The 24,105-nt window shown below is 33.7% G+C and carries 24 protein-coding genes; 23 read left to right on the top strand and 1 reads right to left on the bottom strand.

Annotated elements, in window-relative coordinates; translation table 11 throughout:
• Positions 1 to 3 precede the first annotated feature (3 nt).
• From M2651_RS12215 to M2651_RS12125, 19 genes are all read left to right on the top strand, one after another.
• Positions 4 to 1,734: an ABC transporter ATP-binding protein gene (locus tag M2651_RS12215; protein WP_252132630.1), complete on the top strand. Its 1,731-nt coding sequence runs from the start codon at positions 4 to 6 to the stop codon at positions 1,732 to 1,734.
• Entirely contained in the window at positions 1,727 to 3,553 is a 1,827-nt protein-coding gene (locus tag M2651_RS12210) for an ABC transporter ATP-binding protein (RefSeq protein ID WP_252132629.1), read from the top strand. The genes M2651_RS12215 and M2651_RS12210 overlap by 8 nt, the downstream gene beginning before the upstream one ends.
• Positions 3,554 to 3,576: 23 nt before the next feature.
• On the top strand, positions 3,577 to 4,101 hold the full coding sequence (locus tag M2651_RS12205; protein ID WP_252132628.1) for a MarR family winged helix-turn-helix transcriptional regulator: 525 nt from the start codon (positions 3,577 to 3,579) through the stop codon (positions 4,099 to 4,101).
• A gap of 184 nt (positions 4,102 to 4,285) precedes the next feature.
• Entirely contained in the window at positions 4,286 to 6,277 is a 1,992-nt protein-coding gene (locus tag M2651_RS12200) for a carbohydrate-binding domain-containing protein (protein ID WP_252132627.1), read from the top strand.
• 144 nt (positions 6,278 to 6,421) lie between these two features.
• Positions 6,422 to 6,562 carry a hypothetical protein gene (locus tag M2651_RS12195; RefSeq protein WP_252132626.1) on the top strand — a complete coding sequence of 47 codons (141 nt, stop codon included), beginning with the start codon at positions 6,422 to 6,424 and terminating at the stop codon, positions 6,560 to 6,562.
• A 153-nt stretch (positions 6,563 to 6,715) separates the two neighbouring features.
• Positions 6,716 to 7,792 (top strand): NAD(P)H-dependent flavin oxidoreductase, encoded by a 1,077-nt coding sequence (locus tag M2651_RS12190; RefSeq protein ID WP_252132625.1) that lies wholly within the window; start codon positions 6,716 to 6,718, stop codon positions 7,790 to 7,792.
• A 23-nt stretch (positions 7,793 to 7,815) separates the two neighbouring features.
• Positions 7,816 to 8,274: a MarR family winged helix-turn-helix transcriptional regulator gene (locus M2651_RS12185; protein ID WP_252132651.1), complete on the top strand. Its 459-nt coding sequence runs from the start codon at positions 7,816 to 7,818 to the stop codon at positions 8,272 to 8,274.
• Between the two features lie 31 nt (positions 8,275 to 8,305).
• The gene (locus M2651_RS12180) at positions 8,306 to 9,277 is read left to right on the top strand and encodes a beta-ketoacyl-ACP synthase III (RefSeq protein ID WP_252132624.1); all 972 of its coding nucleotides are present in this window, start codon (positions 8,306 to 8,308) and stop codon (positions 9,275 to 9,277) included.
• Positions 9,278 to 9,384: 107 nt separating this feature from the next.
• Positions 9,385 to 9,609, top strand: coding sequence for an acyl carrier protein (gene acpP / locus M2651_RS12175; protein WP_252132623.1), 225 nt, complete (start codon positions 9,385 to 9,387; stop codon positions 9,607 to 9,609).
• A gap of 85 nt (positions 9,610 to 9,694) precedes the next feature.
• Positions 9,695 to 10,627: an enoyl-[acyl-carrier-protein] reductase FabK gene (gene fabK, locus M2651_RS12170; protein ID WP_252132622.1), complete on the top strand. Its 933-nt coding sequence runs from the start codon at positions 9,695 to 9,697 to the stop codon at positions 10,625 to 10,627.
• A gap of 88 nt (positions 10,628 to 10,715) precedes the next feature.
• Positions 10,716 to 11,648, top strand: coding sequence for an ACP S-malonyltransferase (fabD, locus tag M2651_RS12165; protein ID WP_252132621.1), 933 nt, complete (start codon positions 10,716 to 10,718; stop codon positions 11,646 to 11,648).
• Positions 11,649 to 11,660: 12 nt separating this feature from the next.
• Positions 11,661 to 12,401: a 3-oxoacyl-[acyl-carrier-protein] reductase gene (gene fabG / locus M2651_RS12160; RefSeq protein ID WP_252132620.1), complete on the top strand. Its 741-nt coding sequence runs from the start codon at positions 11,661 to 11,663 to the stop codon at positions 12,399 to 12,401.
• Positions 12,402 to 12,575: 174 nt separating this feature from the next.
• Positions 12,576 to 13,814 (top strand): beta-ketoacyl-ACP synthase II, encoded by a 1,239-nt coding sequence (gene fabF / locus M2651_RS12155; protein ID WP_252132619.1) that lies wholly within the window; start codon positions 12,576 to 12,578, stop codon positions 13,812 to 13,814.
• 91 nt (positions 13,815 to 13,905) lie between these two features.
• A complete protein-coding gene (gene accB, locus M2651_RS12150; RefSeq protein WP_252132618.1) occupies positions 13,906 to 14,370 on the top strand; it encodes an acetyl-CoA carboxylase biotin carboxyl carrier protein in 465 nt (154 codons plus the stop codon).
• 14 nt (positions 14,371 to 14,384) lie between these two features.
• Positions 14,385 to 14,807 carry a 3-hydroxyacyl-ACP dehydratase FabZ gene (gene fabZ, locus M2651_RS12145; protein ID WP_286208002.1) on the top strand — a complete coding sequence of 141 codons (423 nt, stop codon included), beginning with the start codon at positions 14,385 to 14,387 and terminating at the stop codon, positions 14,805 to 14,807.
• Between the two features lie 118 nt (positions 14,808 to 14,925).
• Positions 14,926 to 16,272 carry an acetyl-CoA carboxylase biotin carboxylase subunit gene (locus tag M2651_RS12140; protein WP_252132617.1) on the top strand — a complete coding sequence of 449 codons (1,347 nt, stop codon included), beginning with the start codon at positions 14,926 to 14,928 and terminating at the stop codon, positions 16,270 to 16,272.
• Positions 16,273 to 16,340: 68 nt separating this feature from the next.
• The gene (accD, locus tag M2651_RS12135; RefSeq protein WP_252132616.1) at positions 16,341 to 17,231 is read left to right on the top strand and encodes an acetyl-CoA carboxylase, carboxyltransferase subunit beta; all 891 of its coding nucleotides are present in this window, start codon (positions 16,341 to 16,343) and stop codon (positions 17,229 to 17,231) included.
• A gap of 12 nt (positions 17,232 to 17,243) precedes the next feature.
• Positions 17,244 to 18,194: an acetyl-CoA carboxylase carboxyltransferase subunit alpha gene (locus M2651_RS12130; RefSeq protein WP_252132615.1), complete on the top strand. Its 951-nt coding sequence runs from the start codon at positions 17,244 to 17,246 to the stop codon at positions 18,192 to 18,194.
• Positions 18,195 to 18,239: 45 nt separating this feature from the next.
• A complete protein-coding gene (locus tag M2651_RS12125) occupies positions 18,240 to 18,863 on the top strand; it encodes an HAD-IA family hydrolase (RefSeq protein WP_252132614.1) in 624 nt (207 codons plus the stop codon).
• A 39-nt stretch (positions 18,864 to 18,902) separates the two neighbouring features.
• Here the strand turns inward: M2651_RS12125 and M2651_RS12120 are convergent, their stop codons facing one another.
• Complete coding sequence (locus M2651_RS12120) at positions 18,903 to 19,100, bottom strand: hypothetical protein (RefSeq protein ID WP_252132613.1); 198 nt, start codon at positions 19,098 to 19,100, stop codon at positions 18,903 to 18,905.
• A gap of 341 nt (positions 19,101 to 19,441) precedes the next feature.
• On the opposite strand from M2651_RS12120, the gene M2651_RS12115 reads away from it, so the two are divergent.
• Genes M2651_RS12115 through M2651_RS12100 form a run of 4 tightly spaced genes read left to right on the top strand, consistent with a single transcriptional unit; the run spans position 19,442 to position 23,951 of the window.
• Positions 19,442 to 19,894 (top strand): CtsR family transcriptional regulator, encoded by a 453-nt coding sequence (locus tag M2651_RS12115; RefSeq protein ID WP_252132612.1) that lies wholly within the window; start codon positions 19,442 to 19,444, stop codon positions 19,892 to 19,894.
• 31 nt (positions 19,895 to 19,925) lie between these two features.
• Positions 19,926 to 20,417: a UvrB/UvrC motif-containing protein gene (locus M2651_RS12110; RefSeq protein ID WP_252132611.1), complete on the top strand. Its 492-nt coding sequence runs from the start codon at positions 19,926 to 19,928 to the stop codon at positions 20,415 to 20,417.
• Positions 20,418 to 20,434: 17 nt separating this feature from the next.
• Positions 20,435 to 21,466, top strand: coding sequence for a protein arginine kinase (locus tag M2651_RS12105; RefSeq protein ID WP_252132610.1), 1,032 nt, complete (start codon positions 20,435 to 20,437; stop codon positions 21,464 to 21,466).
• Positions 21,467 to 21,488: 22 nt separating this feature from the next.
• Entirely contained in the window at positions 21,489 to 23,951 is a 2,463-nt protein-coding gene (locus M2651_RS12100; protein WP_252132609.1) for an ATP-dependent Clp protease ATP-binding subunit, read from the top strand.
• Positions 23,952 to 24,105: the final 154 nt, after the last annotated feature.

Genomic DNA, 24,105 nt, shown 5'->3' with positions numbered 1-24,105 from the left:
GGTATGTTTAAGCTTTTTAAATATATGAAAGGACCTGCTGTAATATTTGCATTAATATCTCCTTTTATGATGCTGATAGAAGTAACTATGGATTTAATGCAGCCAAAACTTTTATCAGATATTATTGACATAGGTGTTGCAAAAAGAGATATTTCATTTATTTTTTTTACTGGAATAAAAATGATTTCAGCAGCACTTTTCGGATTTATTGGTGGAGCTGGTTGTGCAGTTTTTTCTTCTGCTGCTTCTATGAATATGGGAGAAAAATTGAGGCAGACACTTTTTGATAAGATACAGACTTTGTCTTTTGCAGATATTGATAAATTTAAAACATCTTCTATTATTACAAGACTTACAAATGATGTAACTCAGGTTCAGAATATGATAATAATGGCACTTAGAGGAGCAATTAGAGCACCGTTTTTATGCTTAGGGGGAATAGTAATGGCAGCTTCTTTAAGTAAGAATTTATCTATAATATTTTTAGCAGCTGTACCAATGGTTTTAATTGCCGTAATTATTGTACTTAAAAAATCTTTTCCTCTTTTTTCAGCTTTGCAGGAAAAAATAGATGCAGTGAATACAGTGATGAGAGAAAGCATACTGGGAATAAGAGTTATAAAGGTATTTACACTTGAGGATAAGCAAAGAGAAAAATTTGATGGTGTAAATTATGATTTAACTAATAGCAGCATACAGGCACAAAATATGAATATGATATTATGGCCAATAGTGACACTTATAATGAATATCAGTGTTATAGCTGTATTATGGTTTGGGGGAAATATGGTTAACAATGGTACACTTCAAATAGGAAAAATTATGGCTTTTATTAATTATTTACTGCAGATTATGCATTCCCTTATACTTTTTGTAATGATTGTATTAAATTTTACTCGTGCAAAGGCTTCAGCTAATAGAATAAATGAGATATTAGATTGTGTACCAAGTATTCAAAATTTGGAAGATTCCAAGGAAGTTAATTCATTTGATATAGAATTTAAAAATGTTTCTTTTAAGTATAATGCTCACAGCGATAATGTATTAACGGACATATCTGTTAAAATAAATCAAGGTGAAAATGTAGGTATAATAGGAACTACAGGTTCAGGGAAAAGTTCATTAGTAAGTCTAATACCAAGACTTTATGATGTAACTGAAGGACAGGTTTTAATAGGAGGAATTGATGTTAAGAATATAAGTTTAAAACAGCTTAGAGAAAATATAGGGGTTGTATTGCAGGATAGCATTTTATTTTCAGGAACTATAGAGGAGAATATAATGTTTGGAAATGAGCATGCTGATTTTCAAACTATGGAAGCTGTAAGTATTGATGCACAGGCATATGAATTTATAATGGAAAAGGAAAATGGTTATAAAAGTATTGTAGAACAAAGAGGAAAAAATTTATCCGGAGGTCAGAAGCAAAGAATTAATATTGCTAGAACTTTAATAAGAAATCCTAGAATATTAATATTGGATGATTCAACAAGTGCTCTTGATATGGCAACAGAGGCTAAAGTACAAAATTCTATAAACAAAAGAATGGTACAAAGCACAGTAATTATAATAGCTCAAAGAATTTCAGCAGTTATGAATGCAGATAAAATTATTGTGATGGATAAAGGCAGAATATGCCATGTGGGCACACATAAAGATTTATTGAATAATTGTGAAATATATAAAAGTATTGCAGCGGCACAATTAGGAGAGGAGGCAGCTGTCAATGGCTGATGATAAAGTTATGCCCGAAATTAGACCTAGTGGATTTGGACATCATATGAGAGGTGTAGGTAAAAAATCTGAAAAACTTAAAAATCCTAAAAGCACAATGAAAAGATTATTAAAATATTTAGGAAAAAGAAAAAATTTATTAGTAATTACTTTTTCGCTAAATCTTCTTACGACTGTTAGTAATATAGCAGGAACAAGATTAAATGGTTATACAGTAGATAATTTTATTAAAACAGGAGATATTAATGGATTATTTAATATATGTGCAGTACTTATTGTAATTTATATAGTATGTGCTTTTTCAACATATATTCAAAACAAAATAATGATAAGCATTGGTAATGAAACCTCTTCTAATATAAGAATAGATTTGTATAGAAGTATTCAGAATCTCCCGTTAAAATTTTTTGATACTCATTCAAGCGGAGACTTAATGAGCAGATTAACAAATGATGTTGATAATATAAATAATACTTTATCTCAGAGTATAACACAGTTTTTTTCTGGTATTGTTAATATATTAGGAATGCTTATTGCTATGATTATTTTAAGTCCTTTGCTGACAGTTATAGGTCTTACAACAGTTCCTTTAATGTTTTTAATTACAAGATTTTTAGTGAAAAAAACGCAACCTTTTTTTATTAAACAGCAAAAAGAATTAGGAGAGCTGAATGGATTTATTGAAGAGAAAATTTCAGGACAAAAAGTTATAATGTTATTTAATCGTCAAGATAATGTAAAAAAAGAATTTGAAAATATAAATAAAAAGCTTACTAAAAGTGCAATTTTTGCACAGGGATTTTCAGGTGTTTTAGGTCCTGTTAATAATTTTATTAATAATCTCACATATTTAATAGTGGCTGTCAGCGGAGCGTATTTTATACTTTCAAATAAAGGAATTACTGTAGGTATACTGCTTTCTTTTATACTTTATATGAGAAATTTTACACGTCCTGTAAACGAGATTCTTAATGTGTTTAATACAATTCTTTCAGCTTTGGCAGGTGCTGAGAGAGTATTTGAAATTATGGATGAGCCTAAAGAAAGTGATATTTCACATGCTAAAGAAGTTACAGATTTACAGGGTAAAATTGTATTAAATAAAGTTGACTTTTCTTATAAAGAAGGAAAGAAAATATTAAAAAACATAAGTTTAACTGCAGAGAAAGGGCAAGTAATTGCTATAGTTGGGCCTACTGGTTCTGGGAAAACCACTATAATAAATTTATTAACCAGGTTTTATGATATAGATAGTGGAGAAATACTTATTGATGGCGTAAATATCAATCATATTAAACGAAATAATTTAAGAAAATCTATATCTATGGTTTTGCAGGATACTTATCTTTTTTCAGAAAGTATTCGTGAAAATATAAGATATGGAAGATTAACAGCTACCGATGAAGAAGTAGAACAAGCTGCAGTACTTGCAAATGCACATAGATTTATAAGACAATTACCAGAAGGATATGATACGGTTTTATCTGATAACGGAAGTAACTTGTCTCATGGACAAAGACAGCTTCTGGCAATAGCAAGAGCTATATTATCACAATCATCAATACTTATTCTTGATGAAGCAACATCCTCTATAGATACTAGGACAGAGATAGATATACAAAAGGCTATGCTGAATTTAATGAAAGGAAAAACCTGCTTTGTCATAGCACATAGACTGAGTACTATAAGAAGTGCTGATAAAATATTAATTGTTAAAGATGGTGAAATTGTTGAAACTGGAACTCATGATGAGCTTATGAAAAGAGAAAGTTTTTATTCTAAGCTTTATAACAGTCAATTTAAAGGGATTGAAATTTAGAGATAAAATTAAGGAGGATTTTTATGCAAGATTCTATTTATAATAATTTATATAATGCTTTACAACGATTAAACAGGCAGATGCACAGGCATAGACATCGTATATTGCCGCCAAGAGAAGGAATTCACAGGGGACAGATGCATTTACTGTTTGTAATTTCACAAAATGATGGAGTAATACAAAGAGATCTTGCAGAGATAATGGATATGAGGCCATCTTCTATTACAGAAATGCTTGTTAATCTGGAGAAAAACTCTTTAATTATACGAAAACAGAATGAAAAAGATAAAAGAGCAATACATGTTTATCTTACTGATGAAGGTAAAGCTGCTGTTAATGGATTTATTCAGGCTAATGATAAATTATCAACATCTTTTTTTAGTTGTTTAACAAAAGAGGAAGCTGAGAAAATGCTTGAGTTAGTTAATAAAATTAATGCAAATTTTAATATAACAGATGATGATACAATAAAATGTTATAAAGAAAAAATGCATCACCATAATCATCACGAGCATTATGGATGGCATTGTCATGAAGACAGCTATTAAAATTATTTAATAGCTGTCTTTAAAATTTGTTTTAATAAGTCTGTTTTTATGATGGGTTTAAAATAAATTTATTTTTTATAATATTTAAGGTTTGTTTAAGGTTTAGTATTTACAATTAATACATGTAAACAGGTTCAAAATACTTATAAATATAAATGTAATAATAAAGAAGGGGTTTTATTATATGAATAGAAAATCTATATATTCTAAATTAGCAATAGTACTTGTATGTACTACATTCTTATATGGTTGTGGTACTAAAACTGAAACAAACAGCACAATTGAAACTAAAACTTCATCTACACAGATTAAAGAAAGTATAATTGGAGATAAAACAGTTCAAAGTGTTATAAGCGGATTGGTTACTTACGATAATGAAGATTCTTATACTGATTGGAAAAGTGAAAATCCAAATTATATCGAATTAAGCGGAACGACTGCTAGTTTAAAAGGCTCTGGTGCACAAGTAAAGGACGGTAAGGTTACAGTAACTTCTGCAGGTACTTATGTAATCAGTGGTAAGATAGATAATGGACAAATTATTGTTGATGTTCAAAATAAAGGAACAGTTAAACTTGTTTTAAATGGAGTAGAAATAAAAAGCTCTGATAATGCACCTATTTATATAAAAAATGCTGGTAAGACAATTATTTCTCTTGAAGAAGGTACAGAAAATATAATAACAGATGGGACAAAGTATACTCTAGAGGATGCTTCTTCTGATGAACCAAGTGCAGCTATATTCAGCAAAGATAATTTAGTTATAAATGGTGATGGCAAATTAACGGTAAATGCAAATTATAAAGACGGAATTACAAGTAAAGATGATTTAAAAATACTAGGAGGAAACGTTCAAATTAATTCTGCTGATGATGGTTTAGTTGGTCGTGATATAGTGGCAGTTAAAAATGGTTCAATAACTGTTAAAGCTTTAGGGGATGCAGTAAAATCTTCTAATGATAAAGACAGCACTAAAGGAATTGTAGTCATTGAAAATGGAAACTTTAATTTAAAATCTGAAAAAGATGGAATATATGCAGAAACAGCGGTACTTATTGCTGATGGTACATTTAACATTACTACTGGCGGTGGAAGTGTAAATGGTTTAAAGAAAGCTGAAGAAGATATGTTTGGACCTATGGGAGACAAGAATAAGAGCAATTCCGAAACAAACACTTCTCAGACAGAAAATGAAAGTAAAAAAGCAATAAAAGCCAGTAGTGATATAGGAATAGCAAAAGGTACATTTATTATAGATTCTGCTGATGATTCTATACACAGTAATAATAATGCGGTTATAGAAGGCGGTGATTTAACAGTTACATCCGGAGATGATGGAATACATGCTGATGCAGCTTTAACAATAAAGGGAGGTAAAGTTAATATTACAAAAAGTTATGAAGGCATAGAAAGTGCAGTAATAACAGTTAATGACGGTGAAATATACATTACATCAAATGACGATGGTGTTAACGCAGGCGGAGGGGCTGATGGTTCTTCAATTAATGGGCGACCTGGACAAAATGATTTTGCTGATACAGGAAATAATAAGCTTAATATAAATGGTGGTTATGTAGTAGTTAATGCAGCAGGTGATGGATTAGATTCTAATGGTTCAATTTATATGACTAATGGTACAGTACTTGTAAATGGGCCAACTGGGAATGGAAATGGTGCTTTAGATTACAATGGAACTTTTGAAATGACAGGAGGCTTTTTAATAGCTGCAGGAAGCGCTGGTATGGCTCAGGCGCCTTCAGAAAGTTCGAAGCAGTATTCAATTATAATGACATATCCAGAGACACAGTCAGCAGGCACTATTGTAAATTTACAAGACAGCAGTGGAAAATCAATTGTAACTTTTGCCCCTGCAAAGAATTATCAGACAGTAGTTATAAGTTCACCTGAACTTAAGAAAGACGGAAATTATACCCTTTATTCAGGAGGAAGTTCAACAGGAAAAGAAACAGATGGTTTGTTTACAGATGGAAAATATGCAAATGGTACAAAGGTAGTAGATTTTAAAATATCAAGTTCTGTAACGTGGTTAAATGAGTCCGGAGTAACAACAGCTAGAAGCTCTATGCAAGGCGGCCATGGAGATCAGGGAGGAATGAAGGGAAATCGTCCTGGAAGAACACAAGATCAAATGCCTCCTATGCAGCCAAATCAATAATAAATTTATAAAATGCCTGTTTACATAATTAAGCAGGCATTTTATAAATTCTTATTTTATTTAAGGTTTAATTAAGCTTTGCAATATATATAAACATATTTTCATCAATTAAGCAGATATACTTAGCAATAATAAAACAGAATTATGACAGTTTTATATTATGCAGGTGGTATTGAAGCAAATGAAACAGGATATAATAATGTACAGACAGAAACACAAAGTACAACATTCAGTAGCAGAGGAATAATAAAAGCAGTGGAAGATGCTTTAAGCAAAGCAAAATAAAACTATATGTTCATAATTTTTTAAAAAAGTTTTTTTTTGGAAATAGGTTGACAGTTATATAGTAATTATTTATACTTTGATTATCAAAAAATATTTTGATAATCAAAGTATTTTTGTTATTATATTAAAGTTTGAAAACAAGGAGAGGATATTATGAAACTACCCCCTTTAAAAATAGGTGAGTTAGTTGCAGCAGTTCCTATAATTCAAGGCGGTATGGGAGTAGGAGTTTCACTTTCAGGACTTGCCTCAGCAGTAGCTAATGAAGGTGGGGTTGGGGTTATATCCAGTGCTCAAATTGGTTTTAATGAACCTGATTTTGAGAACAACAGCCATGAAGCTAACATAAGAGCTATGAGAAAGGAAATTAGGAAAGCAAGAGAACTAAGTCCAAAAGGAATTATAGCTGTTAATATAATGGTAGCTATGAACAATTATAAAGAAATGGTTCAGGTTGCAGTTGAGGAAAAAATAGATTTAATTATATCAGGAGCTGGACTTCCTACAGAACTTCCAAACTTAGTTAAAGGATCTAATACTAAGATAGCTCCTATTGTGTCTTCGGCTAAAGCTGCTATGGTAATTACAAAATTATGGGATCATAAATTTTCACGTATACCTGACTTAGTTATAGTAGAAGGTCCAGAAGCCGGAGGGCACTTAGGTTTTTCTAAAGAAGAGTTAAAATCAGAGGAGAAACCGAATTTAATTCAAATAGTTAAAGAAGTAATAGAGGTTTTAAAACCTTATGAAGAAAAAAATAAAAAAAGTATTCCTGTAGTTGCTGCTGGAGGTGTTTACACAGGAGAAGATATAGCAAAGCTTATAAAAGCAGGTGCAGCAGGAGTTCAGATGGCAACAAGATTTGTCGCTACAGAGGAATGTGATGCAGATATAAAATACAAGATGGCTTATGTAAATTCACATAAAGAAGACATAAGATTTGTTAAAAGCCCTGTAGGATTACCAGGAAGAGCAATACATAACAAATTTTTAAGCAGGCTGGATGAGGGAGATATAGAAGTTAAAAAATGCTACAACTGCTTAAAACCATGTAATCCAGCTACTACTCCTTATTGTATTTCTAAGGCTTTAATAGAAGCTGTAAGAGGTAACGTAGATGAAGGACTTATATTTTCAGGAAGCAATGCTTACAGAGTAGACAAAATAATGACGGTAAAGGAGCTAATTCAGGAGTTGGTTAATGAAGCAGAAAGATACCTCGTATAGAAGGGGGGGTAATATAGTATTTGATGAGAAAAATCATAAATGTTTTAAATGAGCTTTTGGTAGATATATTTAATGATATCATTACTATTGAGCAGAAAACGCTTAATGAAGGAGAGTTTAAAGATTTATCCATTAGAGAAATACACACTATTGAAGCTATAGGTATGCATGAAGCCAGAAGTATGTCAGAGGTAGCTGGTGATTTAAAAATAACTGTTGGAACTTTAACTATTGCAATAAATAACCTTGTTAAGAAAGGTTATGTGGAAAGAAAAAGGCTTGAACAAGATAGAAGAGTCGTGCTGATTAAGTTAACTAAAAGAGGTAAATTAGCTTATAGAATACACGATAAATTCCATAAAGATATGGTTAAGGCAACTATTGAAGGTATGACAGAAACTGAAGAAAATGTACTTGTAGGAGCACTTGAAAAATTGAATCTTTTTTTTAAGTCGAAGTATAATATATCTGGCAATAAATAACTGATAATTACAATTAGAAAGGATTAGAAAAATGAGAGAAGTTAAAATTGCAGGCATAGGCAGCTATGTTCCTGAAAAGATTATGACTAATGATGATTTAGCAAAAATAGTAGATACAAGTGATGAATGGATTAGCAGCAGAACAGGAATTAAAGAAAGAAGAATTTCAGAAGGAGAGAATACTTCTGATTTAGCTGCAAAAGCAGCGTTAAAGGCTTTGGAGAAAGCAAATTTATCTCCAGAAGATTTAGATTTAATTATTGTAGCTACTTCTTCTCCTGATGCTTTAACTCCGTCAACAGCTGTGTTTGTTCAAAGAAATATTGGTGCTTTCAATGCTGCTTGTTTTGATATATCTGCAGCTTGTTCCGGTTTTATTTATGCATTAAATATAGGGGTACAGTTTATAAAATCAAATCAGAGTAAGAATGCACTGGTTATAGGTTCAGAGGTGCTTTCAAAGATAACAGATTGGAAGGATAGAAATACTTGTGTGCTTTTTGGAGATGGAGCTGGTGCAGCAGTACTTCTTCCAAGTGAAGAAAAAGGAGTATCTTCAATTTTCTGTGGAGCAGATGGGAGAAAGGCAGAGTTTTTAAATATAAATTGTGTACCTGTGAAAAATCCTTTTGTAACTCCAGAAAAAATTGAAGATATAAGGCTTACTATGGATGGAAGAGAAGTATTTAGATTTGCTTCAAATATAGTACTTGAAGCTGTTAATAAGGTGCTTAAGGATGCTAATTTAACTCTTGATGATATTAAGTATATTGTTCCGCATCAAGCTAATTACAGAATTATAGAATTTGCAGCAAGAAAGCTTGGAGTACCTGAAGAAAAATTCTTTTTAAATCTTCAAAAGTACGGGAACACATCTGCAGCAAGTATTCCAATAGCACTGGATGAAATGATTGAAAAGGAAATTATTAAAAAAGGAGATAAAATTATTTTAGTAGCCTTTGGAGCAGGCTTTACCTGGTCCGCATGCCTTGTTGAGTGGTAAAAGTCCGATAACCTAGCCTGTGGCAGCAGGCGTGCTTAGGTTTCTTTGGAATGTCTTGTAAAAATACTATAAATATTTTACAATTAATAATTGGGAGGATTTATATTATGGTATTTGAAAAAATTAAAAATGTTATATCAGCTCAACTAGGAATTGAGGAAGAAGAAATTACGTTAGAAACAAGTTTTGAAGATTTAGGAGTAGATTCATTAGACCTTTTCCAAATAATTATTGAGCTTGAAGAAGAATTTGGAATTCAAATAGAAGATGCTGAAAGCATTAAAACAGTAGAAGATGCAGTAAAGTATATCGAAGAGAGAGTAGAAGAATAATAGTTTATTGTATGTTTATAAGGAATACAGGAGGCATAACAATTAATAATTGTTATGTGCTTAATAGGAATACAGGAGGGTAATTATGTTTAAATCCGTATTATGCGATATGATAGGAATTAAATATCCCATTATACAGGGAGGAATGGCTTGGATTGCAGACAGTTCATTGGCATCAGCAGTGTCAAACGCTGGAGGACTAGGAGTTATTGCAGGAGCGAATGCACCAGTTGAGTATGTAAGAGAAGAAATAAGAAAGACAAAAGAGCTAACTGATAAACCGTTTGGAGTAAATATAATGCTTATGAGCAGCAATGCTGATGAACTTGCAAAGCTTGTTTGTGAAGAAGGGGTTAAAGTAGTAACAACTGGAGCAGGAAACCCTGGAAAATATATTGATATGTGGAAAGCTCATGGAATTATAGTAATACCAGTAGTTCCTTCTGTAGCTTTAGCTAAGAGAATGGAAAGAACAGGAGCAGATGCAGTTGTAGCTGAAGGAGGAGAATCAGGAGGACACGTTGGAGAACTTACTACAATGGCTCTAGTTCCTCAAGTTGTAGATGCAGTTAATATTCCAGTAATCGCAGCTGGCGGAATAGGGGACGGCAGAGGTGTTGCAGCAGCTTTTATGCTGGGAGCTGAAGGTGTTCAGGTAGGAACAAGATTTTTAGTTGCTGATGAGTGCACAGTACATGAAAATTATAAGCAGAAAGTACTTTCAGCAGGAGATATAGACACAGTTGTTACAGGAAGGCCAACAGGACATCCTGTTAGAGTATTAAGAAATAAGCTTGTAAGACAGTTCCAATTGCTTGAGAAAAATGGAGCACCTCTTGAAGAATATGATAATCTTGGAAGAGGAGCACTTCCTAAAGCAGTAAAAGAAGGGGATGTAGATTACGGTTCAGTTATGGCTGGACAGATTGCTGGGCTTATAAATAAGAAGCAAAGCTGTAAAGAAATAATCGAAGAAATGTTTACTGAAGCAGAAGCTGTATACAAGAAATTTCTGTAAAACAGGAGATTTAAAGGCCTAAATAATTTTAAAACAGGTAATTAAAGGAGTTTATATTACCTGGTGTTTCCAATGAAAGGAGAAAACTATGGGTAAAATAGCATTTATATTTGCAGGTCAGGGTGCTCAATACGTTGGAATGGGAAAAGAACTTGCAGATAATATAGAAGCTTCAAAGGAAGTATTTGAAGAAGCAGATAATGCCTTAGGTTTTGAAATAAGTAAGATATGCTTTGAAGGACCAAAGGAAGAATTAGATAAAACAGAAAATACACAGCCGGCTATATTAACTACAAGTATAGCTGCATTAAAGGCATTAGAGCAAAAGGGAATAGTGCCTGATGTTGTAGCAGGGCTCAGTTTAGGAGAATATTCCGCATTAGTATGTAGTGGTGTTTTAAACTTTGCTGATGCAGTTAAGATTGTTAAAAAGAGAGGGAAATTCATGCAGGAAGCTGTTCCCGTAGGAGTAGGAACTATGGCTGCAATTCTTGGACTCAGTAATGAAGATGTAAGAGAAATCTGCTTAGAGGCAAGTGCTGCTGGCATAGTTGAACCAGCTAATTTTAACTGTCCGGGACAGATTGTTATTGGTGGAGAAATTGAAGCTGTTAAAGTGGCTTCAGAAAAGGCTAAGGAGAGAGGAGCAAAAGTTATGCCTCTTTCAGTTAGTGCGCCTTTTCATACTTCTATGTTAAAGCCAGCAGCAGAAAAATTGGAAGAGGAATTAAAGTATGTTGAACTAGGAGAGATAAAAACTCCTATTATTACAAATGTTACTGCAGAGTATGTAAAGGAAACTTCTGATATAAAGGAACTTCTTAAAAAGCAGGTAATGAGTTCAGTTCTTTGGGAAAATACTATAAGAAAAATGCTTGAAGATGGTGTCGATACCTTTGTTGAACTTGGACCTGGAAAAGTTTTAAGTGGCTTTATAAAGAAAGTTGATAGAAAAGCTAAGGTTGTTAATGTAGAAGATTTAAAATCATTAGAAAAAGCTTTAGAAACATTAAATTGTTAGGAGAGATAAATTATGCTGACTGGAAAGGTTGCTTTAATTACAGGAGCAGGTAGAGGTATTGGAAAAGCTATTGCATTAAAATTTTCAGAATTAGGGGCTAGCATAGTTGTAAACTATAGAAGCAGTGAGAAGGAAGCTCAAGAGCTTATTGACGAGATTAAAAAAAGAGGCGGAGAAGCAGCTGCTGTGCAGGGAGATGTGAGTAGTTTCCTTGATGCAGAAAAGGTTGTGAAATTTGCTATAGAAAAATTTGGAAGATTAGATATTTTAGTAAATAATGCAGGTATAACAAAAGATACTCTTCTTCTTAGAATGAAGGAAGAGGATTTTGATAAAGTTTTAGAAGTAAATCTTAAGGGTGTATTTAACTGCACAAAATATGCAAGCAGTGTAATGCTTAAGCAAAAGAGCGGGAAGATAATAAATATTTCTTCTGTTATTGGGCTTATAGGTAATGCTGGTCAGGCAAATTATGCTGCAGCTAAAGCTGGTATAATAGGTTTTACTAAATCTGTTGCAAAAGAATTAGGTGCTAGAGGTATTACAGTAAATGCTATTGCACCTGGGTTTATTACTACTGATATGACTGAAGTTTTATCTGATAAGCTAAAAGAAAAACTTTTAGAAAATGTACCGCTGAAAAAGCTCGGAACTCCTGAAGATGTAGCAAATTTAGCAGCGTTTTTAGCCTCAGATAATGCAAATTATATTACAGGTCAAGTTATAAATGTAGATGGCGGAATGGTAATGTAAATTTATTAAACAAGTTAAAAGTCCTAAATGGACTCTTACGGGGTTAATAGCCTGAACAGATTTTAGAGGGTAATCTGTTGCTCATAACAAGAAAATTACTTTATAACTAAGTCTGCAACAATAGGCTTGTTTAGGCTGCTCCGTATTCCGACGAAGAAAGTGAGGAGGAAAAATATGAGAAATAGAGTTGTTGTTACTGGAATGGGTGCAATTACTCCACTAGGTAATGATGTTAATTCTTTTTGGAATGGAATAAAAGAAGGTAAAAACGGAATAGACAATATAACTCTTTTTAATACAGAAAGACTAAAGGTTAAGGTTGCTGCTGAAGTTAAAAACTTTAAGCCAGAAGATTATATAGATAAAAAAGAAGCTAAAAGAATGGATAGATACTGTCAGTTTGCTTTAGCTGCAACTAAAGAAGCTATTGAAGATTCAGGTCTTGATTTAGAAAGCGTAAATAAGGAAAGACTTGGAGTAGTAGTTGGTTCTGGTATAGGTGGTCTTGCAACAATAGAAAAAGAGGTAAAAAACTTAGTTGAAAAAGGACCAAACAGAGTTTCTCCTCTATTTATACCAATGGCTATAAGTAATATGGCAGCAGGAAATATTGCTATAAAGTATGGAGCTAAAGGTATGTGTACTTCTGTAGTTACAGCTTGTGCTACAGGTACAAATGCTATCGGAGATGCGCTAAGACTTCTGCAATATGGAATGGCAGATGTAATAATTGCTGGCGGTGCTGAAGGTTCTATAACAGAATTAGCTATAGCTGGTTTTACAAACCTGACTGCATTAAGCAACAGTAATGACCCAAACAGTGCTTCTACTCCTTTTGATGCTAATAGAAGTGGTTTTGTAATGGGTGAGGGAGCTGGTATTTTAATACTGGAAACCTTAGAACATGCACAAAAAAGAGGTGCTAAGATTTATGCAGAGCTTGTAGGTTATGGAGCTACTTGTGATGCTTATCATATGACTGCACCAGCACCAGAGGGGGAAGGTGGTGCAAGAGCTATGAAGCTTGCTATTGAAGATGCTGGAATAACACCTGATAAAGTATCTTATATAAATGCTCATGGAACAAGTACTCCACTTAATGATAAGTATGAAACAATGGCTATAAAGTCTGTTCTTGGGGAAGCAGCTTACAAGGTGCCAGTAAGCTCAACTAAGTCTATGACTGGGCACTTGCTTGGAGCTGCTGGAGCAATAGAAGCTGTAGTGTGTATAAAAGCATTACAGGAAGGTTTCCTGCCTCCAACTATAGGATATACTACTCCAGATCCAGAGTGTGATTTAGATTATGTTCCTAATGTAGGAAGAAAGGCAGAACTTGAATATGCTATGTCTAATTCTTTAGGTTTTGGAGGACATAACGCTACAATTATGTTTAAAAAGTGGTCGGAATAAGTGGTAAAGGCCTAAATGGCTTTTATTAGCAGTCGCCAGTAGTAACAAGCGAGCACAGAGTGTCTATGATCCGATAGAAAGGAAGATGATTATGGATTATAAAGCAATCCAAGAGCTTATTAAAACGGTAAGTGATTCAAAATTAACCCTTCTTGAGCTTGAATCAGAGGGAATTAAAATAAAGATGGAGAAGAAGCAAGAACAGGTAATTATTGACAGGATACCTGAAGTTGTGAAAACTATAGCAGTAGAGGAGCAGGCTCCAGCTATTGTTGAACATAAAAAAACAGAAGAGAAGGTTCAAGAGTCTAAAAAAGAAGGTTTTGTTGTAACTTCTCCAATAGTAGGTACTTTTTACGCTGCTTCTGGCCCTGATGCAAAGCCTTATGTTTCAGTAGGAGATAAGGTTAATAAGGGCGATGTACTTTGCATAATTGAAGCTATGAAGCTGATGAATGAAATAGAAAGCGAAGTTGATGGTATCATCACAGAAATACTTGTTAAAAATGAACAAATGGTACAGTACGGTCAGCCGTTATTTAGGATAAAAGTCTAAAAGGAGAACAAATTATGTTAGGTATAAAAGAAATTAAAGAGATTTTACCTCACAGGTATCCATTCCTTCTTATAGATAAAATAGAATCCCTAGAGCCAGGAGTAAAGGCTGTAGGTTATAAAAATGTAACAATAAATGAAGAGTTTTTTCAAGGACATTTTCCTTCAGAACCTGTTATGCCAGGAGTTCTTATTATTGAAGCTCTAGCCCAGACTGGAGCAGTGGCAATGTTAAGTCTTGAAGAATTTAAAGGCAAGATAGGCTATTTTACAGGAATAGATAAAGCTAAATTTAGAAAAAAAGTAGTGCCTGGTGATGTATTAAGACTTGAAGTTGAAATAATTAAGAGAAAAGGACCAGTAGGCATTGGAAAAGCCATTGCTTACGTAGGAGATAAAAAAGCAGCTGAAGCTGAACTTTCATTTATAGTTCAGTAATTTATCCTTGAAAGGGAGGATAAAAGACCTAAATGGACTTTTACGGGTAATCTGCTGGTTGCAACAGGTGCACTTAGGTTGCCCTGGTTCCTGACCATCGAAGAGAGGAAGGAAGTTTATGTTTAAAAAGATACTTATTGCAAATAGAGGAGAAATTGCTGTTAGAATTATCCGTGCCTGTAGGGAAATGGGCATTGAAACTGTAGCAGTTTATTCAGAAGCTGACAGGGAGGCTTTGCATACAGAAATGGCTGATGAAGCTATTTGTATTGGTCCTGCAAAGGCAAGAGATAGTTATTTAAACATGCAGAATATAATAAGTGCTACGGTACTTTCAGGTGCTGAAGCAATACATCCAGGCTTTGGTTTTCTATCTGAGAACAGCGAGTTTGCTGAAATGTGCAGAGCCTGCAATATAGTGTTTATTGGACCAGACCCTGAAAGCATAGAAAAGATGGGAAATAAGTCAAGAGCTAGAGAAATAATGATAGAAGCGGATGTTCCTGTTGTTCCGGGCTCAAATGGAGCAGTTGCAACTGTAGAGGAAGGTTTAGCTCTTGCAGAACAAATAGGCTATCCTGTTATGATAAAAGCTTCAGCAGGTGGCGGTGGAAGAGGTATAAGAATAGTAAAGGACAGTTCTGAGTTTGCTAATGCCTTTGAAACTGCAAAGTCAGAAGCTAAAAATGCTTTTGGCGATGACACAATGTATGTTGAGAAATTTGTTGAAAATCCAAGACATATAGAGTTTCAAATATTAGCAGATAACTACGGTAATACTATATATTTAGGAGAAAGAGACTGCTCTATTCAAAGAAGAAATCAGAAGGTTTTAGAAGAAGCACCATCACCTGTTATGACTGAAGCTCTCCGCAAAGAAATGGGTGAAGTTGCTGTCAGAGCAGCTAAAGCTGTAGGTTATAAGAATGCAGGTACAATTGAGTTTCTTGTAGATAAGTATGGAAAGTATTACTTTATGGAAATGAATACCCGTATTCAGGTTGAGCATCCTATAACCGAAATGATAACAGGGGTGGACCTTATTAAGGAGCAAATAAAGATAGCAGCAGGAGAGAAGCTTCAACTTGAGCAGAAAGATATAAATTTAAACGGTCATGCTATTGAATGTCGTATTAATGCTGAAAATCCTGATTTAGGTTTCAGGCCTTCTCCAGGTAAAATAGAAAGACTTCACATACCAGGAGGGCTTGGAGTAAGGCTTGATAGTGCTGCTTATCAAGGATATACTATTCCACCAACCTATGATTCAATGATAGGTAAGCTTATTGTCCATGGAAAAACTCGTGAGGAAGCTATAAATAGGATGAAAAGAGCTCTTGGTGAGTTTGTCATAGATGGTGTGGATACTAATATAGATTTTCAGTTCAGAATTTTAAGCAGCGATGTTTTCTTAAGTGGAAACTTTGATACCGGATTTATAGGTAAAGTATTGGGAATTAAATAAATTATATAATAGGGGGCATCACCTTCAGGTGTGTCGCCTTTATTTTAAGTGGAAGTTGGTGATAGCCAGTGCTTAATGGATTATTTAAGAAAACTAAATATATAACTGTAAATCAAACGACTACTGCTAATATTCCTAAAGGTGCAGCAACTGTAGATAGTCAGGAAGAACAAAAGCCAAATATTCCTAGTGGATTATGGGTGAAATGTGAGTGCTGTGGAAAAGCTATTTATAGAAAAGATTTAGAAAAGCATATGCTTGTTTGCAAGGAATGCGGCAAGCACTTTAGAATGCCTGCACCAGACAGAATTAACTCTATTATAGATGAAGGAACCTTTATTGAACTTGATAGAGCTATGTTAAGTGCTAATCCTTTGGATTTTCCAGGCTATGATAAAAAATTGGAAAGTTTAAAAGAACAAACAGGATTAAATGAAGCTGTAGTAACAGGTAAAGGAAAAATAAATGGAGAAGAAGTCATAATAGGGGTAATGGATAGCCGTTTTATGATGGGTAGTATGGGATCTGTAGTAGGTGAAAAGCTCACAAGAGCAATCGAAAGAGCTACAAAATTAAAGCTTCCTGTTGTTATATTTACTGCTTCTGGCGGTGCAAGAATGCAAGAGGGTATGTTTTCATTGATGCAGATGGCAAAGGTAAGTGCAGCTATTGCTAGACATAACGAGGCAGGACTTTTATATATTCCAGTGCTTACAGATCCAACTACTGGAGGGGTTACAGCCAGCTTTGCAATGCTTGGAGACATAATTTTAGCTGAGCCAGGAACATTAATAGGTTTTGCAGGCAGGAGAGTTATAGAGCAGACTATAAAACAGAGTCTTCCAGAAGGCTTTCAAACTGCAGAATTTTTGCTTCAGCATGGTTTTATAGATGCTGTAGTTAAAAGAGAGAAGTTAAAGGAAACTTTGGCACAGCTTCTAAGCCTGCATAGAGTTTAAGGTGGTGAGATTTTGGCAGCATTAGAATTTGAAAAGAAGATAGAAGAATTATCTAAAAGAATAGAAGAGTTTAAAGCTTTCTCAAAAGATAATGGGGTTGATTTATCTTCTGAAATTGAGAAGATGGAGACTAAACTGCAAAGCATGAAAAGCCAAGTTTACGTTAACTTAACTCCTTGGGAAAAGGTAACTCTTGCAAAGCTTGTTGAAAGACCTACAGCTTTAGATTATATAGAAAGAATTTTTACGGACTTTATAGAACTTCACGGAGATAGGTATTTTGGAGATGACTCTTCTATAGTTGGTGGTATAGGGAGGCTGAATGGAAGGCCTGTTACAATAATAGGACAGCAAAAAGGAAGAGATACTAAAGAATATATAAAAAGAAACTTTGGTATGCCAAATCCTGAAGGATATAGAAAAGCTTTAAGGCTTATGAAGCAGGCAGAGAAGTTTGGAAGACCTGTAATATGTTTTGTTGATACTCCGGGTGCTTTCCCAGGTTTAGGTGCAGAGGAAAGAGGTCAAGGAGAGGCTATAGCAAGAAATCTTATGGAAATGGCAAACCTTAAAACACCTATTGTATCAATAGTAATAGGAGAAGGTGGAAGTGGAGGAGCACTTGCTATGGCAGTAGCAGATCAGGTTTGGATGCTGGAAAACTCTATTTATTCAATACTTTCTCCAGAAGGCTTTGCAAGCATACTTTGGAAAGACAGCAGCAGGGCAAAGGAAGCAGCAGGAATTATGAAAATTACTGCTGAAGATTTAAAAGGCTTTGGAATAATAGATAGAATAATTAAGGAACCTCTTGGCGGAGCGCATAAGAGTGTAGAAGAAACTGCACAGAATATTATGACTGCACTGGAAGAGGTAGTTCCTAAGTTATGTGAATGCAATATTGAAGAGCTTTTAAATAAAAGATATGATAAGTTTAGAAGCTTTGGTGATTATAAAGAATAAGACTAAGTTTGACGGCTTAGTCTTTTGTTTTATAAGGAGGTTCATATGATTACAGACATAATATGGGATTTTGATGGGACTTTATTTGATACTTATCCTTCCATGACAAAAGCCTTTAAAATGGCATTACGGGATTTTGGAGTAAATGAGAGTGAGGAAAATATACTAAGTTATATGAAAATTGCTTCTACTTATGCTGTAAAACAATTTAAGGAAATTTACAAAATAGAAGGCGACTTAGAAGGCAGATTTCATTACTATGATAATAATATAAATCCAGAAGATGTCTTGCCATTTCCTTATGCAAAAGAGTTTTGTGAGGAATTTTCAAAAAATGGAGGCAGGAATTTTATTGTAACTCATAGAGATAAGAGCACCTATGATTACTTGAAGGTTCATCAAATGGAAACACTTTTTACAGATATAATTACAAAACAGAATGGATTTAAAAGAAAACCTGATCCAGAAGGATTTTTATATGTTTTAAACAAGTATAATATTGATAAGGAAAAAGTATTAGTTGTGGGAGACAGGGAGTTAGAAATAATTGGAGCCAAAAATGCAGGAATAAAAGTTTGTTTATATAATACTAATAATATATCTTACGAAGAAAAACCAGACTATACTATAAATTCAATAAATGAGCTAAAAAATATTGTTTTATTATGAAGATAGGCGGCAGGGGATAAGCCTGCCTTGATAATTTTATTACTTAAGATTTTTTTTTGCTCTTGACTGTTGATTTAATTTTTTAGTTTCTTGGATGTCGAAGTTTTCAATACTGCTAGAAAAGCTTGAGATACCTGTTTTTTGAGTTAAGCTAACCTTAGATTTACCATCAGGAGTTGAATTTGCTCTTGCTTGTGCATTTAATTGTTTTGTTTCTTGTAAATTATTATCGTTCATAGAAAGTTCTCCTTTCAGAATTAAATATAGTGCCAGGGAGGTGCACAAATATATTGTGCCCATTAGTTAATAATATATATAGAAATATATTGGAGGATTTATGTTTTATCTGCCAAACAATAAAAGTTTACGGGACAACATAACAATATTTCCTAAAATATTGTTGATGATATTTTTAAAAATGAGAGAAAAATTAAATATTTTATAAATTTTAGGAGATAATATTAGTTAATGGTATTTATTGATAAAATTCAAGGCATTTTAATCGTTGAAAAAAGCAAAGGAGAATTATAATATATAATTAAAGTCAAAGAAAGTCAAAGTCAGAAGGAGGCTTTTAAATGGCTAGGCTATCAGATATAATCGAAGAATTTATAAAGCAGTTAGTAGAGAAAAACGATGAAAGTGAATTGCAGATACAAAGAAATGAGCTTGCAAATTATTTTAACTGTGCTCCTTCTCAAATTAACTATGTTTTGACAACAAGATTTACAATCGATAAAGGTTATTACATAGAAAGCAGAAGAGGTGGAGGAGGATATATTGTAATCAAAAAGATAGAGTTTAACCATAGGAAAACTCTATTAGATGCCATAAATGAAAAGATAGGCAACAGTTTAACCTATGACAGCAGTGTACAGATTATAAACGGTCTTCAGGACGCTGAAATAATAACTGCAAGAGAAGCTGCTATTATGAAAATTGCTATTAATGACAGAACATTAGGAACATTAGAAAATAAAAATAAGTTAAGAGCAGATCTTTTAAAAGCTATGGTTATGACTATTATTTAATAGTTAGAATATATATTTAGGGGTGAGAAGTATGCTCTGTGAACATTGTAAAAAAAATGAGGCTACTGTTCATTTTACTCAGATAATAAATGGAATAAAACAGGAAAAAAGACTCTGCGAAAGCTGTGCAAGAGAACTTAATGGAGATTATTCCTTTTCGTTTCAAAACATTTTAAGCGGGATTTTGGATTATATGAATCCTTTAGAGCAGATAAATAAAGTCAGTGATGTTATTTGTAAGAATTGCAGTACAACTTATAGTAATTTTAAAAGACATGGACTTTTAGGCTGCAGTGAATGTTATGAAAGTTTTGGAAGAAGTCTCAGTCCTGTGATTAAGAGAGTACAGGGAAATGTAGAACATGTAGGTAAGATACCTAAGAAGCTGGGTAAGGATATAATGCAGAAAAGAAGGCTTTCAAAGCTTAAGGAAGATTTGCAAAAGGCTATAGCAAATGAGGAGTATGAAAAGGCTGCAGAAATTAGAGATATGATAAAATCTATTCAAAATGAGGAAGAATAAGGAAAGGGGGCAAGAAAATGAAAAATTGGATGAAGGCCTCAGAAAATAATAATGTAGTTTTGAGCAGTCGTATTAGACTGGCAAGAAACATAAAAAGTGTACCTTTTCCAGACAAGCTTGAGGCTGAACGGGGAAGAGCTTTAGTAAATCGGATTGAAGATGCTTTTTATAGTTCCTCTTATATGAAAGAAGTTTATAAAACCAAATATCTGTGGCTTAACGATAAGATTACAAATGGTTCATATTTTGAAAAGCATCTTATAAGCAGCAAGCTTTTATCAAATAATAATAAAGCTGCTTTTATATATGATAAAGATGAAACTGTGAGTATTATGTTAAACGAAGAAGATCATATAAGGCTTCAGTGTATAACAGCAGGGTTTAACTTAGATGAAGCCTATGATACTGCAAATAAGCTTGATAATCTTCTTGAGGAAAAGCTTGATTATGCTTTTGATGAAAAATTAGGTTATTTAACTGCTTGTCCTACTAATTTAGGAACTGGGCTTAGGGCTTCTGTCATGATTCATCTTCCTGCACTTTCTATGAATAATGATATGACTAAGATATTAAATGCTGTTACTCAAGTAGGTATGACAATAAGAGGTCTTTTTGGAGAAGGTTCAAAGGCAGAGGGTGATTTATATCAAATATCTAATCAGGTAACTTTAGGACTAAGTGAAGAAGAAATTATTAGTAATTTAAAGGCTGTAGTTAATCAAATAATAACTAAGGAAGAATGGTCAAGACAGCAGCTTATGAAAAGTTATAAATACGAAATTCAGGATAAAGCTTACAGATCTCTTGGAGTTTTAAAATCAGCTGTACTTTTAAGCACAAAAGAATGTTTAAATCTTGTTTCTAATGTAAGAATGGCGGTAGAAATGGGAATAATTAAAGATGTAAGCATTGATGTGTTAAATTCCTTATTGGTTGAAACTCAGCCATCAACGCTGCAGCTTATTGCAAACTCAGAATTATCAGATAGAGACAGAGACTATAACAGAGCTAGGCTTGTTAGGCAAAAGCTTGGCGGAAATAATATATAATAATTTATAGGTGGTGATTTTTATGATGTTTTCAAGGTTTACAGAAAGAGCACAAAGGGTTATAGCTTATGCTCAGCAGGAAGCACAAAGCTTTCAACATGGATATGTAGGTACAGAACATATACTACTTGGTATATTAAAAGAAGAAGGCGGAGTAGCAAGAAAGATTTTAAATAATTCTGGTATTACTATAGAAAAGGTTAGAAATCTTGTAGAGGAATATGAAGGTAAGGGAGATGCGGACCTTTATAAAAATGAAATACCTCTTACACCTAGAACTAAAAGGCTTTTAGAGTTAAGTCTGTTAGAGTCTAGAAATTTAGGCCATAATTATATAAGTCCAGAGCATATACTACTGGCACTAATTAGAGAATCAGAAGGAGTAGCATTTACAATACTTAGTAATTTAGGGGCAAATATGGAGAATTTGAGAAAAGAAATTACAGCTAGTCTTTCTGGAGGTACAGGTGCACCAGGAGAACAGCCCAATGCTGGAACTGCAGCTCCTCACAAGGCAGCAGGCCAGTCCACTCCTACTCTTGATCAGTTTGGAAGGGACTTAACAGGTATGGCTGCAGAAGGAAAGCTTGATCCTGTTATAGGAAGGGATAAGGAAACTCAAAGGCTTTTAGAAATATTAAGCAGAAGAATAAAGAATAACCCTTGCTTAATAGGAGATCCTGGAGTAGGTAAGACTGCAGTTGTTGAAGGGTTGGCTCAGAGAATTGTATCAGGTAATATTCCTGAAATATTAAAGGATAAGAGAGTAGTAACATTAGATCTTTCATCTATGGTAGCGGGTTCAAAATACAGAGGGGAATTTGAGGATAGACTTAAAAAGGTAATGGAGGAAATTAGAAAGGCCGGTAATGTAATCTTGTTTATAGATGAGATTCATACAATAATTGGTGCGGGTGGCGCAGAAGGAGCAATAGATGCTTCCAACATATTAAAACCCGCATTAGCTAGAGGTGAAATTCAATGTATAGGAGCTACAACTATTGACGAATACAGAAAGTACATCGAAAAAGATTCTGCTCTAGAAAGAAGATTTCAGCCAGTAACAGTTGGAGAGCCAACTAAAGAAGAAGCACTTCAAATTCTTAGAGGGCTTAGAGATAAATATGAGGCTCATCACAGAGTAAAGATTACAGATGAAGCAATAGAGGCAGCTGTAAATTTATCAGATAGATATATAACAGATAGATATCTTCCAGATAAGGCTATAGATCTTATAGATGAAGCAGCAGCCAAAGTTAGAATTGCAAATTTAACCGCACCTCCAGATTTAAAACAGCTTGAGGAAGAAATTGAGAAGGTTACAAAGGAGAAGGAAGATGCAATAAGAGTGCAGGACTTTGAAAAGGCAGCCAGACTTCGCGATACAGAAAAGGAATTAAAAGATAAGCTGGAAAATGAAAAGTACAACTGGAAGGCACAAAATGAAGGTTCTACACATCATATAGTAGGTGAGCAGGAAATTGCTGCAGTAGTTTCAAGATGGACTAATGTTCCGGTTGAGAAATTAACAGAAAAAGAATCAGAAAGACTTTTAAAGCTGGAAGAAATTCTTCATAATAGAGTTATAGGTCAGGAAGAGGCTGTAAAGTCTATATCAAGAGCAGTTAGACGTTCAAGGGTTGGACTTAAGGATCCAAAAAGACCAATAGGTTCTTTTATATTCCTTGGACCAACTGGAGTAGGTAAAACTGAGCTTTCAAAGGCACTTGCTGAAGCTATGTTTGGTGATGAAAACAGCATGATTAGAATAGATATGTCTGAATACATGGAAAAGCATACAGTATCAAGACTTATAGGTTCACCTCCAGGATATGTAGGTTACGATGAAGGAGGACAGCTGACTGAAAAGGTTAGAAGAAATCCTTATTCTGTAGTGCTGTTTGATGAAATAGAAAAAGCTCATCCAGATGTATTTAATATTCTTCTTCAAATTCTTGAAGATGGAAGACTTACAGATGGAAAAGGCAAAACTGTGGATTTTAAAAACACTATAATTATAATGACTTCAAACGTTGGAGCAAGCACAATTAAGAAGCAGAAAACTCTTGGTTTTTCAGCCTATAGTGAAAAGGAAGCAGAAAATGAGTATGAGAAGATGAAGGATAATGTTATGGATGAACTTAAACGTTCCTTCAGACCTGAATTCTTAAATAGAATAGATGATATTATAGTATTTCATCAGCTTGCTGAAGGAGATTTAAAATATATCGTTAAGCTTATGCTTAAAACTGTATCTGACAGAATTAAAGACCAAGGAATAGAGCTTGAATTTGACGAAAGTGCAGAATTACATCTTGCTAAAGAAGGTTATGATATAACCTATGGAGCAAGACCTTTAAGAAGAGCTATAACAAAGGCTGTAGAGGATAAATTATCTGAAGAAATATTAAGAGGTAACATAAAGACAGGAGATAAGGTTAAGGTTACCGCAGATGATAACGAATTGAAGTTTAATAGAGTTTAGTTTATTAAATAATTGACTATATGATAGGGACATAAGACTTAGGTTTTATGTCCCTGTTAAAAGATATAACAAGTAATGAGATTGAGTATATGTAATAGTAGAAGAGGTCTGTAAAATCTGAATTATAATGATTTTGCGGGCTTTCTTTATATGT

The organism is Clostridium caldaquaticum (assembly GCF_023806125.1).
Classification (GTDB): Bacteria; Bacillota; Clostridia; order Clostridiales; family Clostridiaceae; genus Clostridium_AT; species Clostridium_AT caldaquaticum.
This window is presented reverse-complemented; position numbering and strand designations above follow the sequence as displayed.